The organism is Mesorhizobium sp. WSM1386, from assembly GCF_055901595.1.
Genome location: NZ_CM148373.1, coordinates 4,940,937 through 4,956,825 on the forward strand (window position 1 = coordinate 4,940,937; position 15,889 = coordinate 4,956,825).

Sequence of the window (15,889 nt, forward strand, 5' to 3'; positions counted from 1 at the left end):
TCGGCGCTTTGTTGCGCCGCAGCAAGCTAATGCCATTCGCACGGCAAATTCAACCGGTTCAGCTTGCGCCAGACGCCGTTCCGTCCTCGCGCCCGCAATGAAGCCCGATCTTGATTCCGGCACAGGCCTTCACCATTTCATTGTCGGGCGGCCCGCACCCTATGTCGGGCCCTGTTACAAGGAAATGACATGAACGCGCGCGTTCTCGACGGCGAAATCATCAACACCAGGCTCGACGATGTCAGGGCCTATGAAGGCGTGCGCACAAGGCGCATCCTGGCCTTCGTGCTCGACTATATCATCGTCGCGCTGCTCAGCATTCCGTTCGCCATACTGGTGTTCTTCCTGGGGCTCTTGACCCTCGGCCTTGGCTGGGTGCTGTTTGGCGTCCTCGTGCCGGCCGTTGCCATCCTCTACATCTGGAACACGCTGGGCAGCACCGACCAGGCAACCACGGGCATGAAGATGATGGGCATCCGTCTCGACCGGCTCGACGGTCGGCCGATCGACGGGCTCACCGCGGTCGTCCATTCCGTGCTGTTCTGGGCCGGCAACGTCATCCTGTCGCCGCTCGTCCTGCTGGTGACCCTGTTTGCCGACCGCAAGCGCACGCTGCACGACCTTTTGCTCGGCACCGTGGTCAGCCGCACCGGCCGTTGACGGCATTTTCTGGAAGCGCTACCGCCATATCGGCGCAAATGTGAAGGCGTCTGTTCGTCCGCACCTTCACAATCCTGTTGAATTTTTCGCTTTCCGCGCCAAAGGTAGAGCGACTCGAAGGAGTGTTTCCAAGGCTCGATGACGCAGCACCCGACCCAGTCGCCGCAGTTCTTCCTGACCGCGCCGTCGCCGTGCCCTTACCTCGACGGTCAGTTCGAGCGCAAGGTGTTCACGCATCTGGTCGGCGACAAGGCGTCGGAGATGAACGATCTCCTCACGCAAGGCGGCTTCAGGCGCTCGCAGAACATCGCCTACAGACCGGCCTGCGAGACCTGCCGCGCCTGTGTGTCCGTGCGCATCCTGGCCCAGGAATTCGTTGCCAGCCGCAACATGAAGCGCGTGCTGCAGCATAATTCCGACCTCGTCGGCGCCATGCACAATGCCGAGCCCTCGACTGAACAATATTCGCTGTTCCGCAGCTATCTCGATGCGCGCCACCGCCGTGGCGGCATGTCCGACATGACGGTGCTCGACTACGCCATGATGGTCGAGGACACCCATGTCGACACCAAGGTGATCGAGTATCGGCGGCGCGGGCCCGACACTTTCATCACCGGCAAGGGACAGGGCGAGCTGATCGCGGTGGCGCTCACCGACAAGATGGCCGACGGCCTGTCGATGGTCTATTCCTACTTCAATCCCGATTTCGAGGAGCGTTCGCTCGGCACGTTCATGATCCTCGACCACATCGCCCGCGCCAGGGCGATGGGCCTGCCCCATGTTTACCTCGGCTACTGGGTCAATGGCTCTCGCAAGATGAATTATAAGATGCGCTTCATGCCGCAGGAGCATCTCGGCCCCAAGGGCTGGGAACGCTACATCAACGAAGCGGTTTCACGCTGAGTTTTTCCACGGTCCACCCTTAAACTGTTTCAAGGCAGGGGATGCTGGTCTTTCAGCCGGTTGGCTGGAGAGAGTGCGCCATTGCACCAGCCGGCCGCCAGCCTGCATTTCATTGCGAAAGTTCCTGCATGTCCTCTCATTACGATCACCAGAAAGGTCTTTTGATAACCGCCATCGGCGGGCTGACGCTGACTGTCGACATACCGTTGATCCGCCTCGCCGACGGAGGCGCATGGACGATCATGCTGCTGCGCACCGGCACGACTTTCGTCGCGGCCATGGTCATTTGGTCGGTCTGGCGGGCACTCAGCCGAAACGCCCCGCCGCTCATCCCCGGCTGGTCCGGCCTGATCGTGGCGATATGCTACGGGCTGACGGGGATCACCTTCGTCACCGCCGTCTATCACACCTCGACCGCCGACCTGGTGTTCATCCTGGCCTTCAACACCGTGTTCGCGGGCTTGCTGTCGTGGATATTCCTGCGGGAAAGGCCGCGGCTGGTGACCATCGCGGCGATGGCGATCATGATCCTCGGCGTGCTGGTCATCGTCGGCGGCTCGGTCGGCACCGGCAAGCTGTTCGGCGATTTCATGGCGCTGTGCTCGGCCTTCTTCATCGCGGTGGCCATCACCATCTCGCGCGCCAGCGGCAAGGACATGGGCTTCACCTCGCTCGTCGGCGTCCTTCTGCCGCTTGGGCTGGCGGCCTTCATGGTGTCAGGCGAAGGCTTTCATGTGAACGCGCCATGGTGGATCGTCTTCAACGGCGCCATCATCATGCCGATCTCGTTCTTTTGCCTCGCCGCCGGGCCGAAATACATTTCAGGACCGGAAGTGGCGATGTTCTACCTGCTCGAAACCGTGCTGGCGCCGGTCTGGGTGTGGATGATCTTTGCCGAGGCACCGACCCGCAACAGCCTGATCGGCGGCGCCATCCTGATCGTCACGCTGGTCGCACACTCGCTCTGGCAGCTGCATGACGGGCGCAAGCGCCGGGTCGATTTCGCGGTGCATCACCCGGTCTAGCGACAATTCGGCTTACGGCGCAAAGCCGGTCCTTATCAGGCGCTGGCTTTCTTCGCCGCATTGGATTCCGGCAGGACCTCGATTTGCGGACCGGCCTCGATTTCGGCCGCCGAATCGGCGGCCGTTTCGTCGGCCAGCTCCACCTCGCGCAGCCATTCGCGCCAGATCGCCACCAGCAGCGCCATCAGCACGGGACCGATGAACAGGCCGAGGAAACCCATGGTCTTGACGCCGCCGATGAGGCCGAAAAAGGTCGGCAGGAAGGGTAGCTTTATCGGGCCGCCGACAAGCTTCGGGCGCAATGTCTTGTCGACGATGAACAGCTCGACCGCCCCCCACAGGAACAGCGCCAGGCCGGCCATCGGCGAACCGCTGGCGGCGAGGTAGATCGAGACCAGCGTGAAGGACAGCGGTGCGCCGCCGGGTATCAGCGCCATGACGCCGGTCAGCGCGCCGAGCGTTACCGGGGATGGCACGCCGGCCAGCCAATAGGCGATGCCCAGCACCAGCCCCTCGCCGATGGCGATAACGGTCATGCCGGTCACGGTCGAGGAGATCGTCGCCGGCACGACGCGCGAGATCCGCTCCCAGCGGGTCGGCAGGATGCGTTCGCCGAGCCGGTCGACCTGGCCGGCAAAGTGCTCGCCGTCGCGATAGGCGAAGAACAGCGCGATCATCATGAACAGCAGCGTCAGCAAGAGCCCGAAAGCACTGCCGCCGGCGGCGAGCACGCCGCGATAGATGCTGCCGATATTGGCGCCGCTGATCAACTGGATCAGCTCGCCGATGCCGCCGGGATGGCCAAAATTGTCCGTCCATTGCTCGTTCAGCCACTCACCGATGACAGGCAGCGTGGCAATCCAATGCGGTGTGGTGGCACCGTACCGATTGGTCTCGATCGCCCAGCCGACCCACTCGCGCACCTCGTTGATGGCGTAGGTGCCGGCAAGCGCGATCGGTATGACCAGGAAGGCCAGGATGAACAGGATGGCAAAGGTGGCGGCAATGGTGCGGTTGCCGCCGACGCTGGCCAGCAGGCGCCGGTAGAGCGGCCAGCTGGCGAAGGCGATGACGAGGGCCGCCAGCACCGGAAACAGGAAGCCGTGGAAGAAATAGACGCCGGCGGCGACGATCAGCACCAGCAGCCAGCGCGCCGCCGACAGCGGCGGAATGACCGCGGACCGCAGGGGCGTCGACAGGCCGAACAGGCGCTGCTGCCGTTCCGGTTTCTGGATTTTTGCTTCCTTCAAAACGCCCGTCTCTCCCAAGCACCCGTTATGCACGGATATAGTGCAGCAATCGTGACGATACTCCAAATGAGTTGGGGGAGTGAGCGATCTCCCCCCTCGAGGGGGAGATGGCCGGCAGGCCAGAGGGGGTCGCCGCCCGTAAGGCGCTAGCCTCTTCTGTCAAAAAGCAGGAGGTCGCGTCCGGTCGAACCGACCCCCTCTGTCGCCTTCGGCGACATCTCCCCCTCGAGGGGGGAGATCAGCCGCTACCCAAACTTCCCCGTCCTCGGGAATCCCTTCGGCACCATCCGGCCGGCCGACGCGCGGGCGCCGATCCATTCGGCCAGTTCCTCGCGCGACCGGGTAAATGTGCGGTCGGCCGAATCCTGCCAGGACAGGCCGGTCTCCAGCGTGAACGGCTTGAGGTCGAGCAGGCCGCCATCCTTGTATTTCTGCAGCCGCACGCCTTTACCGCGGCCCATTTCCGGGATGTCTGAAAGCGCGAACACCAGCATCTTGCGGTTCTCGCCGACGATGGCGAGATGATCGCCGGTGAGCGGGACGCAGCGCTTGGCTTCGTCCGGCGCCTTGACGTTCATCACCTGCTTGCCCTTGCGGGTGTTGGCGACGACCTCTTCTTCCGGCACGATGAAGCCGTTGGCGTCATGGGAGGCCAGCAACAGCTTGCGCTTGGGATCGTGGACGAAGGCGGTGACGATGTCCTGGTCATTGTCCATGTCGACGATGATGCGGATCGGTTCGCCATGGCCGCGCCCGCCCGGCAACCGGTCGGCGCCGATGGTGTAGAACTTGCCGCCGGTGGTGAACACCAACACCTTGTCGGTGGTCTGGGCGTGGAAGGCGAGCTTGAGGCCGTCGCCCTCCTTGAAGGTCAGCGTCGATAGATCGGCCAGATGGCCCTTCATCGCCCGCAGCCAGCCCTTTTCCGAAACCACCACGGTGACCGGCTCGCGCTCGATCATGGCATGGGCGATGTCGGTCAGGTCATGCTCGGGCGCATCGGCGAACTGGGTGCGGCGCTTGCCGAGTTCGGTCTCCGGGCCGAACTTGTCGCGGATGCTGGTGACTTCCCACTTGATCGTCGACCATTGCTTGGCGTCGGACGCCAGCAACGCCTCGATCTGTTTCTTCTCGGTGGTGAGGCCGTCGAATTCCTTGCGGATCTCGAACTCTTCCAGCTTGCGCAGGGCGCGCAGGCGCATATTGAGGATGGCTTCGGCCTGGGTGTCGGTGAGCGACCAGCGGGCCATCATCACCTGCTTGGGCTCATCCTCCTCGCGGATGATCTTGATCACCTCGTCGATGTTGAGATAGGCGATCAGATAGCCAGCGAGGATCTCCAGCCGTCTTTCGATCTCGCCAAGGCGATGCTTCGAGCGGCGGACGAGCACGTCGCGGCGGTGGTCGAGCCATTCCTGCAGCACGCCTTTCAGCGACAGCACGTTGGGCACCTTGCCGCGCGAAAGCACATTCATGTTGAGCGGGAAACGGCTTTCGAGCTCGGTGAGCTTGAACAGCGATTCCATCAGGATGCCGGGATCGACCGAACGGCTCTTGGGCACCAGCACGACGCGGATGTCTTCCGCGCTTTCGTCCCTGATGTCCTCGAGCAGCGGCAGTTTGCGAGCCATCAGCAGCTCGGCGATCTTCTCGATCAGCCGCGCCTTCTGCACGCCATAAGGGATTTCGGTGACGACGATGCTCCAGGTGCCCCTGCCCTGGTCTTCCTGGCTCCATTTGGAGCGAACACGAAAGCCGCCGCGACCGGTCTCGTAGGCTTCGAGAATGGAGGCACGGCTGTCGACGATGATGCCGCCGGTCGGGAAATCCGGCCCCTGGACGAAATCCATCAGCTTCGCCACCGGCGCGTCCCGGTGCTCGATCAGGTGAAGTGCGGCGTCGCAAAGTTCGGCTGCGTTGTGCGGCGGGATCGACGTCGCCATGCCGACGGCAATGCCCGACGAGCCATTGGCCAGGAGGTTCGGGAAAGCGCCGGGCAGCACGACCGGCTCCTCGTCCTCTTCATTGTAGGTCGGCCGGTAGTCGACCGCGTCCTCGGTGATGCCGGCAAGCAGCTCGGTCGCGACGTCGGTCATGCGCGCTTCGGTGTAGCGCATGGCGGCGGCGTTATCGCCGTCGATGTTGCCGAAATTGCCCTGCCCGTCGACCAGCGGGTAGCGCATCGAAAAATCCTGCGCCAGCCGCACCAGCGCGTCATAGATCGACTGGTCGCCATGCGGGTGGAACTTGCCCATCACCTCGCCGACGATGCGGGCGCATTTGGCGAAGCCCTGGTCGGGGTTGAGCCGCAGCAGGCGCATGGCGTGCATGATGCGGCGATGGACCGGTTTCAGTCCGTCGCGCACATCGGGCAGCGCCCGATGCATGATGGTCGACAGCGCATAGGCGAGATAGCGCTCTTCCAGCGCCTTCTTCAGGTCGACCGGTTCGATATGATCGCCACCGCCATTGTCAGGCGGCAAAAGCCTTTTTCCCATGGGCTGGAACTAGCCGAGCGGGTGATTCGCGGCAAGTGGCGCGTGCCGGGCCAATCGACTTGCGTCCTTTGTGCAACATGAAGCCGAAAGGTCCGGCTTGCCGGCCAACATCAATCTGTTACACGCCGCATCTATTGCCAAGCGCGACGGCGCTGCGTGACCCGCTCTTCATGCCAAATTCACCGCTTTAGACAATGACGTTCGGATCGGGTTTGCTTTCCGCCGGGATTTTTGACCAATGTGCCGGGGATACGCCTTTTTCCCGTCCAGTTCGTCACGGAATGGTGATGGCGCAAAGAATTGAAAAACAATCAGAACACTCTCAGGGACCTTGTGATGACAATCAACCGCTCAATTCTCCGGAAATTCGCTCTTTCGACCTTCTTGCTCACGCTGCCGCTGAACGCGGCCCTGGCACAGGACGCCGCGGTGGCCGACCGGCTGAAGGCGGCGCTTTCCGCGCAGGGCGTCGACATCTCCTGGACCGGCGTGACCGGCGACAACACCAGCATGGTGCTGCAGGGCGTCGCGATCAAACCGGCTGCGGAAAAGGAAGCCCTGCCGATCGGCGACGTCAAGCTCGAGGGCGTCACCGAAGCCAATGGCGGCTATGACATCGCCACCGTGTCGACGTCGGCCTTCGAACACAGCAAGGATGGCGTCACCCTCAATCTCAGCCCCTTCGTCATCCACGACATGACGGTTCCGGCCGATGGCTCCACCGGCCCGCTGGGCTCGCTGATGATGTACAAATCCGCCGAACTCGAAAACATGACCGTCAAGGTCGCCGACAAGACCGCCTTCTCGATGGACGGCCTTGCCATCGAGATCACGCCGCCGGCGGACGGCAAGGCCATGGAATTCACCGGCACCACGGAAAAGTTCAATGCGGACCTGACGCTGGTCGACGATCCCAAGTCGAAGGAAGTCATCAACGCTCTCGGTTACCAGAATATCTCGGGCAACCTCCAAATGGCCGGCACCTGGCAGCCCTCGGATGGCAAGATCGAACTGTCGAAATATGACATTTCCGTCGAGAATGCCGGAACGCTCGGCATGACCTTCGACCTCGGTGGCTACACGATGGATTTCGTCAAGTCGCTGCAGGAGATGCAGAAGAAGATGGCCGCGCAGCCCGAAGGCGCCGACAATTCCGCGCAGGGCATGGCCATGCTCGGTCTTTTGCAGCAGCTTTCGTTCAACAGCGCCTCGATCCGCTTCGACGACGATTCGCTGACCAACAAGGTGCTGGAATATGTCGGCAAGCAGCAGGGCATGTCGGCCAAGGACATCGCCAACCAGGCCAAGGCAATCGTGCCGTTCGGCATGGCGCAGCTCAACAATCCGGAACTGACGGCGCAGGTGACGGCAGCCGTCGGCAAGTATCTCGACGACCCCAAGAGCCTCGAGATCTCGGCCGAGCCGCCGGCATCGGTGCCGTTCGCGCTGATCATGGCGGGCGCCATGTCCAACCCGCTCGACCTGCCGAAGACGCTGGGCGTCAGCGTCAAGGCGAACGAAGACTGATCGAAGTTAGCTCCCTTCTCCCCGTCACTATACGGGGAGAAGGTACCGGCAGGCGGATGAGGGGCAGCGCCGACACCTGCAAATTGCAATTCAATGCCGAACCGATCGCCTGTCAGAAGGCGTCAGTTGCTACGGCCGTTCACCAATCCCCGGCATCCGCGCTGCCCCTCATTGTCCTGCCGGACATTTCTCCCCGTATAGAGACGGGGAGAAAGGGCAGTTGCAACGCTGCCGTCAGTCCTTCTTGGTCGGTGCGACGCGCAGCGCCAGTTCGCGAAGCTGCTGCGGGCTCGCTTCCGAAGGCGCGTTCATCAGCAGGTCGTAGGCCTGCTGGTTCATCGGGAACATGGTGATCTCGCGCAGGTTCTTCGCTCCGACCAGCAGCATGACGACGCGGTCGACGCCGGCAGCCATGCCGCCATGCGGCGGCGCTCCGTACTGGAAGGCGCGATAGAGGCCGCCAAAGCGCTCCTCGACCGTGGCACGGTCGAGCCCGACCGTCTCGAAGGCCTTGACCATGGTTTCGGGCAGATGGTTGCGGATACCGCCTGAGGCGATCTCGAAACCGTTGCAGACCATGTCGTACTGGAACGCCTTGATGCCGAGCAGGTCTTCGCCGTTCAGCGCATCGATGCCGCCCTGCGGCATCGAGAACGGATTGTGGGCGAAATCAATCTTCTTCTCCTCCTCGTTCCATTCGAAGAACGGGAAGTCGACGATCCAGCACAGTTCGAAGCGCTCGCGATCGACGAGGTTCAGTTCCTCGCCGGCGCGGGTACGCGCGGCACCGGCGAAGGAGACGAATTTCTTCGGATCGCCGGCGACGAAGAAGGCGGCGTCGCCATCGGCAAGGCCGAGCTGTAGGCGGATCGCCTCGGTGCGTTCCTCGCCGATGTTCTTGGCGAGCGGACCGGCGCCCTCGAGCTTTTCGCCCTCCTTGCGCCAGAAGATGTAGCCCAGCCCCGGCTGGCCCTCGCCTTGCGCCCAGGAGTTCATGCGGTCGCAGAAGGCGCGGCTGCCGCCGGTCTTGGCCGGAATGCCCCAGACCTCGGCCTTCGGGTCGTTGGCCAGGATGTTGGCGAACACCTTGAAGCCCGAATCGCGAAAATGGTCGGAGACGGCCCGCATCTCGATCGGGTTGCGCAGGTCGGGCTTGTCGGAGCCGTATTTGCGCATGGCGACATCATAGGGGATGCGCTGGAATGTCTGCGTCACCGGCTTACCGTTGGCGAAGGTCTCGAAGACCCCGCGCATCACCGGCTCCATGGTCGACAGCACGTCGTCCTGCTCGACGAAGCTCATCTCCAGGTCGAGCTGGTAGAATTCGCCGGGCAGACGGTCGGCGCGCGGATCCTCGTCGCGGAAGCAGGGCGCGATCTGGAAATAGCGGTCGAAGCCCGACACCATGATCAGTTGCTTGTACTGCTGCGGCGCCTGCGGCAACGCATAGAAGGTGCCGGGATGGATGCGCGACGGCACCAGGAAGTCGCGCGCGCCTTCCGGCGAGGACGCGGTCAGGATCGGCGTCGAGAATTCGGTGAAGCCGACATCGGTCATGCGCTTGCGCATCTCGGCGATGATTTTCGTGCGCGCCATGATGTTTTTGTGCAGCGTGTCGCGGCGCAGGTCGAGGAAGCGATATTTCAGCCTGATGTCCTCGGGATAGTCCGGCTCACCGAACACCGGCAGCGGTAGTTCCTTGGCCGCCGACAGCACCTCGATCTCGCGGGCGAAAATCTCGATCTCGCCGGTCGGCAGGTTGGCGTTCGTGGTTTCGGGCAAGCGTGCCTTGACCTCGCCGTCAACGCGGATCACCCATTCGCCGCGCACGGTCTCGGCAACTTTGAAGGCCGGCGAATCCGGGTCGGCGACGATCTGGGTCAGGCCGTAATGGTCGCGCAGATCGATGAACAGCAGGCCGCCATGGTCGCGCACACGATGCACCCAGCCCGACAGGCGAACGGAAGAGCCGACGTCGCTCTTTCTCAACTGGACACAGGTGTGGCTGCGGTAACGGTGCATGGTCATTGGTAAAGTCCGGGGTGCTGGGTTGCAGGCCGAAGCATCAAGCCCGGCCCCAAAATTTGCGCGAAAAGCGCATGGGAGGCCGGATTTGTCAAGGCAAGCGAGCGCAGCTGCCTGTTTCGACATCCCTTGTCGAAGCCCGGGTCGAAGCCCGGGCGAAAACTCGAAATCAGGGCACCCCGTTCGCGGATGCGCGGGCGACGGTTTCAAGCCAAGTGGATTTCAACGCCCTGACGTTCGAATTCCGCAAGGATACTGGCCGGCGCGGTCTTGTCGACGACCAGATGGCGGATCGCTTCGGGGCCGGCGACACGATAGGGCGATGCGGTGGCCAGCTTGTCGTTGGTAGCGGCGATGACGATGCCGCCGCTGTTCCTGGCCATGGCCCGCTTCACCTCGGCTTCGGCCGAATCGAAAGCGGTCACGCCTCTTGTGGCATCGAGACCGCAGGAGCCGAGGAAAAACAGATCGGCGCCAAGCTGCGCGACGGCGGCCAGCGTATCGCCTCCGACGCAGGTTCCGAGTTCGCGGTCGAACCTTCCGCCCAGCACGATCAATTCGACCAGAGCGTGATCGGAAAGGGCCGAGGCGACGCCGAGCGAATTGGTGGCTATGGTGAGCTCGAGGTCGCGCGGAATGGCCTTGGCGATCGCGGCATTGGTGGTTCCGCCATCGATGAACAGGCTCTGCCCGCTGGAGAGCAGAGCCACCGCCGCGCGCGCCAGCCGCATCTTCTCCTCGACGGCATGGCTGCCGCGCAGGCTGATCGACACCGTGGCGAAAGGTGCGGGCGCGACCGCGCCGCCATAGACGCGGCGGCATTGCCCGGCCTTCGCCAGTTCCCTCAGGTCGCGCCGGACCGTATCCTCCGATACACCGAAGCGGGTCGCCAGTTCGCCAGCCAATACCCGGCCCTCCGACGCAAGCCGGTCGCGAATGAGTTGGTGCCGTTCATCGGTCAGCATTGCACATTCCTATATTTTTGTGCACGTTCTTGCATGTTCTGCATGGTTATGCAAGAAGTCGGCGCATCGGGCAGTCGAGCAGACCAGCCGCGGCTCCTCTTTCCTTAAAGGCATAGCGATGACCCTTGGCCTCAGCCTCTCCCCTCAACACCGGGTCTATGCTGGGTTTGCGATCTATTCTTTTGCCATGGGCAACATCTTTCCGCGGCTGCCCGACATCAAGCACGCCATGGGTGTCGAGGACGGCACGCTCGGCCTCAGCCTGATCGGAACGCCGATCGGCACCTTGACGGCGCTGACCCTTGCGACGCCGCTGCTCGAGCGCGTCGGCTTCCGCCGCGCGCTGCTTGCCTTGATCCCGCTGGTGGCGCTTGCCTATGCCATCGCCGTACATGCGCCGGGTCCGCTGGCGCTGTTCCTGATGCTCTTTCCGGTCGGCCTGATGATCGGCAGCGTCGAGATCATGCTCAATGTCGAAGCCGACAGAACGGAATTCCTGCTGAAACGCCGGATCATGAACAGGGCGCATTCGTTCTGGAGCATGGGCTTCTTCGGCGCTGGCCTCTTCGGTGCAGCACTTGGGCATCTCGGCGTGTCACCACAACTGCACCTGGCTGTTGTCGTGCCCATGGTCGCGATATCCATGGCGCTGTTTCTCGGCGGCTACCAGCCGGCACCGGCCCGTTTCGCCAGCACCGGCGACAAGGCGCCCACCTTCGCGCGGCCAACGCTGCCGATCCTCGTCCTGGTGGCGGTGACGCTTTCGGCGATGCTGATGGAGGGCGCCAGCATCGACTGGTCGGCGATCTATATGCGTACGGTGTTCGAAGCCGGCCCGTTCGTTGCCGGTTTCACCGTGGCGCTGTTTGCGTTTTCGCAGGCGACCACGCGCTTCTTCGCCGACAGCTTCGTCGATCGGCACTCGCCAAGCGGCGTGGCGCGGGTGCTGCTGGCCTGCATGGCGGCCGGCGTCCTCATGGTCTTCCTGTCGCCTTCGCCGCTGTTGTCCATGCTGGGTTTTGCCCTTCTGGGCATCGGCACGAGCGCCCTCTTCCCGCTGGCGATCTCGGCGGCCGCGCAACGGACGGACCGGCCGGCGGCAATCAATGTCGCGGCGCTGTCGCAGATCTCCTTCGTCGCCTTCCTGCTCGGGCCGCCCCTGCTCGGCTTCGTCTCGGACCATTGGGGCATCCGCTCCGCCTTCGGCATCGGCATTCCGTTCATTGCGCTCAGCCTGCTGACCGCCGGCGCGCTTGGCCGACGGGCGCCTTCGGAGAAGGCCGCTACGCCATCGAACGAAGCACCCGACCTGGCGCGGCGGAAAATACCGGTGCGGACGGGCGAGGCATGAACGGCTCTCCGGCACGGCCGACGGCGACCTGAGGAGCACGCGCCCTGTTGGCGACCCGGAATTGCCGCTGGCATTGACCAGGGCAATGGTTCAAGAAGGGATCACCGATACGTGATCGTCCTTTTGCATGTCTTCCATCCGCCCCTTGATCCCGCTTCTTCTCGCCGCAGGCATCCTGCTCGGCGGCAATGGCCTGCAGAGCACGCTGATCGCGCTGCGCGGTGCGCAGGAAGGGTTTTCCGCCTCCGACATCGGCCTGATGGGTACCTTCTATTTCGCCGGCTTCCTGCTCGGCTGCCTGGCCATCACCCGCATCATGAAGGCGGTCGGCCATATCAGGGCGTTTTCGGCGCTGGCGGCGATCGCCTCGGTCGGCACCTTGCTGCTAGTGCTGGTCCTCGATCCGGTGATGTGGTGCGCGGTGCGCTTTGCCGGCGGCTTCTGCTTCGCCGGGCTGTTCACGATCGTGGAAAGCTGGCTCAATTCCGGCGTCAGCAACCACGACCGCGCCCGCGTACTGGCGATCTACCGGATGGTCGATACCGGTTCGGTGACCGGCGCCCAGTTCCTGATCCCGGTCTTCGGCGCCGGCGGCTTCACCATCTTCGCCATCATGTCGATCATGATCACGCTGTCGCTGGTGCCGGTTTCCCTCGGCGACCGATCCAATCCGACGCCACCGGAGGAGGTCAAGCTCGACCTGGCGCGCGTCTGGCGGATTTCACCGCTGGGCTGCTTCGGCTGCATCGCCGTGGGCGTCACCAACAGCGCGTTTCGCACGCTCTCACCTGTTTATGCCGAGCAGATCGGCATGTCGGTCGCCGACGTCGTCACCTTCGTCAGCGTCGGCATCTTCGGCGGCGCCATCATCCAGTATCCGCTGGGCTATCTCTCCGACCGCTGGGACCGACGCCGGGTGCTGTTGATGACCACCTGCTGCGCGATGCTCTCGGCCCTGGCGCTGGTGTTCATCGCCGGCAGCAACCCCGCGCTCAACTTCGTCATCATCTTCATCTTCGGCTGTTTCGCCATGCCGCTCTATTCGCTGTCGGCGGCGCATTCCAACGACCGCGCCGACACTGGCGAGTTCGTGCTGATCAATGCGGCGCTGATGCTGTTCTACTCCTTCGGCGCCATCGGCGGCCCTTTCGCCGCCTCGACCGCGATGCAGTATTTCGGGCCGAGCGCGCTGTTCGTGTTCAGCGCCATGGTCTACGCGATCTTCATCGCCGTCATCCTCTACCGCATGCAGGCCCGGTCCGGCGTGCCGGCGGGCAAGCGCAGCCGTTTCACCGCATTGCTGCGCACTTCCACCGTTTTCGCACGGCTGGCCAGAAGAAACGGCGATCCGGACGGCCCGGAAAGGCCGTGACGAGGGTGCCACGGCTTGACGAAAGCCTTCCCGGCTGAAATCTAGGAAGACCCTACTCCTGCCAAAAGCGATTTGATGCACGTCATCACCACCCAGAAAGAACTCGAGACCGCTCTCGCTGCTTTCGAAAAGTCGGATTTCGTCACGGTCGACACCGAATTCATCCGCGAGACGACCTTCTGGCCAATCCTGTGCCTGATCCAGATGGCCGCGCCCGGCGTGACGGCGCTGATCGATCCCTTGTCATCGGACATCGACCTGAGGCCGTTCTTCAAGCTGATGGCCAACGAGGCGGTGGTCAAGGTCTTCCACGCCGCCAGGCAGGACATCGAAATCATCGTCCATCTCGGCGACCTGGTTCCGCATCCCGTCTTCGATACACAGGTCGCGGCGATGGTCTGCGGCTTCGGCGACAGCGTTTCCTATGATCAGCTGGTGCAGCGCATCACCGGTGCGCGGCTTGACAAGTCGTCGCGTTTCACCGACTGGCGCCACCGGCCGCTTTCCGACAAGCAGCTCGATTACGCGCTGGCCGACGTCACCCATCTGATCGAGGTTTATCAGCACCTCAACGCCGAACTGGCGCGGGAAAACCGTGCCCACTGGCTGAACGAGGAAATGGACGTGCTGACCTCGCGCGAGACCTATGATCCACATCCCGAGGACGCCTGGAAGCGGCTGAAGATGCGGCTGCGCAAGCCGCAGGAACTGGCGATCGTGCAGGCCGTGGCGGCATGGCGCGAGCGCGAGGCGCGCGAGCGCGACGTGCCGCGCGGCCGGGTGCTCAAGGACGACGCGATCTACGAGGTGGCGCAGCAGGCGCCGCGCGATGCTGCGGCCCTTGCCAAGCTGCGCACGACGCCGAAGGGCTGGGAGCGGTCCTCGACGGCGACGGCGCTGCTCGGCGCCGTCAACACGGCGCTGGCCTTGCCCAAGGAGCAGATGCCGAAGCTGCCGAAGAGTTTCCAGCCGCCCGAGGGCTCGAGCGCTGCCGCGGAACTGTTGAAAGTGCTGCTCAGGATCATCGCCGAACAGCAGGGCGTGGCCTCGAAAGTGCTGGCCTCCAGCGACGATATCGACCGCATCGCGGCCGAAGGTGAGGAGGCCGACGTGCCGGCCCTGCAAGGTTGGCGGCGCGCCGTGTTCGGCGAAGCGGCGCTGAAGCTGGTTCGCGGCGAGATCGGCATCAAGTTCGACAAGCGCAAGATCGCGGTCTTCGATTTGTAGGAATAGCGTACCCCCCCCGCGTTGCGGAGCGACCTCCGCCACAAGGGGGAGGGTCAGACTGTTCAAACCACCCCAAGCAGGTGCAGTGCGAACCAGATCCAGCCCAGCAGGACAACCACGGCACCTATAACGAAAGAGCGGTTGCGCAGCAGCAGGTTGTTGCTGGTCAGGTGAACCCAGGCGTGGACATAGCGCGAGGCGACGAAGATCCACATCAGCGCCAGCGTCAGATAGTTGACGCCGTTGGTGGCATGCAGCGTCAGGCACAGCACGTAGAACAGCACCGGCAGTTCGAACTGGTTGCTGAGATTGGCGGCGACCGTGGTGCTGGACACCGGCTCGGTCGAGCGCATCTTGTATTGACCGACCTTGGCCTCGCCTGACTTGACCGCGCCATATCTGCGGCGGCCGAGGACACAGTAGACGATGTAGATCAGCAGCACATGCGCCAGGACAGGCCAGAAGATCGCCGTCTGATTCATGACATGCCCCCTGCCCGGTAAATGCGCGCTCTTCGGTCCGGCATCAAGCCTGATGTTTCTGGCTCGCCAGCCAGAAAGCGGCAATGACGATCACCGGGATGGCGAGAAGCGCGAATTTGGTGACGATCAGAGCCGAGGCGAAAGACAGCGAATCCGGGTTGGCCGACAGGAAATCGGATAGAAGCCGCGCCACGGCGATATTCTGGGCATAGTCGGCAAGTGTATAGGGCAGCACCAGGACCAGCGCGAAGATCGACTGCACCTGCGGCGGCAGCACGCGGAAATTCTTCAGGCGCCGGCCGATGGCCAGGATCAGGCTGACCAGGGTCAGCGACAGCAGCGCCGGAAACAGCAGATCGAAGGTCAGATAGTGCCAGACGAGAATGATCTCGCCGCCGCGCCGGCCGAGCGCCGTCAGCCAGGCCATGCCTTCGTCGGGCGTGAAGCCGAAAAAGCGCATGTCGAGCGAAGGCAAACCGCCGCTCAACTGACGGAAATAGAAGAATTCCAGCCCCGTCATGGCGATAAAAACCGCGCCCGACAGGAAACAGAGTGCCGCGGCATGACGCGACAGCCGCAGGACCATCACCGTCAAGCTGCGCCA

13 protein-coding genes are annotated in these 15,889 nt (G+C 63.3%); 7 read left to right on the plus strand and 6 right to left on the minus strand.

The window, feature by feature from the left end; genetic code table 11:
* Window positions 1-189: 189 nt before the first annotated feature.
* The 3 genes from AC0NIH_RS24355 (at window position 190) to AC0NIH_RS24365 (ending at window position 2,588) form a co-directional block, all read left to right on the plus strand.
* On the plus strand, window positions 190-660 hold the full coding sequence (locus AC0NIH_RS24355; protein ID WP_023780308.1) for an RDD family protein: 471 nt from the start codon (window positions 190-192) through the stop codon (window positions 658-660).
* 138 nt (window positions 661-798) lie between these two features.
* The gene (locus tag AC0NIH_RS24360; protein WP_352711470.1) at window positions 799-1,563 is read left to right on the plus strand and encodes an arginyltransferase; all 765 of its coding nucleotides are present in this window, start codon (window positions 799-801) and stop codon (window positions 1,561-1,563) included.
* A 128-nt stretch (window positions 1,564-1,691) separates the two neighbouring features.
* Window positions 1,692-2,588, plus strand: a complete 897-nt coding sequence (locus tag AC0NIH_RS24365) for a DMT family transporter (RefSeq protein ID WP_473466656.1) — start codon at window positions 1,692-1,694, stop codon at window positions 2,586-2,588.
* A 35-nt stretch (window positions 2,589-2,623) separates the two neighbouring features.
* Here AC0NIH_RS24365 and AC0NIH_RS24370 read toward each other — a convergent pair whose 3' ends face one another.
* Together AC0NIH_RS24370 and parC are read right to left on the minus strand one after the other, a co-directional pair.
* Window positions 2,624-3,838, minus strand: a complete 1,215-nt coding sequence (locus AC0NIH_RS24370) for an AI-2E family transporter (protein ID WP_023769374.1) — start codon at window positions 3,836-3,838, stop codon at window positions 2,624-2,626.
* Window positions 3,839-4,083: 245 nt separating this feature from the next.
* Window positions 4,084-6,336 carry a DNA topoisomerase IV subunit A gene (gene parC, locus AC0NIH_RS24375; RefSeq protein ID WP_023769040.1) on the minus strand — a complete coding sequence of 751 codons (2,253 nt, stop codon included), beginning with the start codon at window positions 6,334-6,336 and terminating at the stop codon, window positions 4,084-4,086.
* A gap of 336 nt (window positions 6,337-6,672) precedes the next feature.
* On the opposite strand from parC, the gene AC0NIH_RS24380 reads away from it, so the two are divergent.
* Window positions 6,673-7,863 carry a hypothetical protein gene (locus AC0NIH_RS24380; protein WP_473466654.1) on the plus strand — a complete coding sequence of 397 codons (1,191 nt, stop codon included), beginning with the start codon at window positions 6,673-6,675 and terminating at the stop codon, window positions 7,861-7,863.
* A gap of 234 nt (window positions 7,864-8,097) precedes the next feature.
* Here the strand turns inward: AC0NIH_RS24380 and aspS are convergent, their stop codons facing one another.
* Both aspS and AC0NIH_RS24390 read right to left on the minus strand, forming a co-directional pair.
* On the minus strand, window positions 8,098-9,885 hold the full coding sequence (aspS, locus tag AC0NIH_RS24385; protein ID WP_473466797.1) for an aspartate--tRNA ligase: 1,788 nt from the start codon (window positions 9,883-9,885) through the stop codon (window positions 8,098-8,100).
* A 209-nt stretch (window positions 9,886-10,094) separates the two neighbouring features.
* The gene (locus AC0NIH_RS24390; RefSeq protein ID WP_473466653.1) at window positions 10,095-10,853 is read right to left on the minus strand and encodes a DeoR/GlpR family DNA-binding transcription regulator; all 759 of its coding nucleotides are present in this window, start codon (window positions 10,851-10,853) and stop codon (window positions 10,095-10,097) included.
* A gap of 118 nt (window positions 10,854-10,971) precedes the next feature.
* Here AC0NIH_RS24390 and AC0NIH_RS24395 point away from each other — a divergent pair, with 118 nt between their 5' ends.
* The 3 genes from AC0NIH_RS24395 to rnd all read left to right on the plus strand — a co-directional run bounded on the left by AC0NIH_RS24395 (window position 10,972) and on the right by rnd (window position 14,803).
* Window positions 10,972-12,204 (plus strand): MFS transporter, encoded by a 1,233-nt coding sequence (locus tag AC0NIH_RS24395; RefSeq protein WP_473466651.1) that lies wholly within the window; start codon window positions 10,972-10,974, stop codon window positions 12,202-12,204.
* A gap of 127 nt (window positions 12,205-12,331) precedes the next feature.
* Window positions 12,332-13,576: an MFS transporter gene (locus AC0NIH_RS24400; protein WP_023780298.1), complete on the plus strand. Its 1,245-nt coding sequence runs from the start codon at window positions 12,332-12,334 to the stop codon at window positions 13,574-13,576.
* A gap of 75 nt (window positions 13,577-13,651) precedes the next feature.
* Complete coding sequence (rnd, locus tag AC0NIH_RS24405; RefSeq protein ID WP_224731838.1) at window positions 13,652-14,803, plus strand: ribonuclease D; 1,152 nt, start codon at window positions 13,652-13,654, stop codon at window positions 14,801-14,803.
* 62 nt (window positions 14,804-14,865) lie between these two features.
* On the opposite strand, the gene AC0NIH_RS24410 is transcribed toward rnd, so the two are convergent.
* Both AC0NIH_RS24410 and AC0NIH_RS24415 read right to left on the minus strand, forming a co-directional pair.
* On the minus strand, window positions 14,866-15,285 hold the full coding sequence (locus AC0NIH_RS24410) for an MAPEG family protein (protein ID WP_473466650.1): 420 nt from the start codon (window positions 15,283-15,285) through the stop codon (window positions 14,866-14,868).
* Between the two features lie 43 nt (window positions 15,286-15,328).
* On the minus strand, window positions 15,329-15,871 hold the full coding sequence (locus tag AC0NIH_RS24415; protein WP_473466795.1) for a hypothetical protein: 543 nt from the start codon (window positions 15,869-15,871) through the stop codon (window positions 15,329-15,331).
* Window positions 15,872-15,889: the final 18 nt, after the last annotated feature.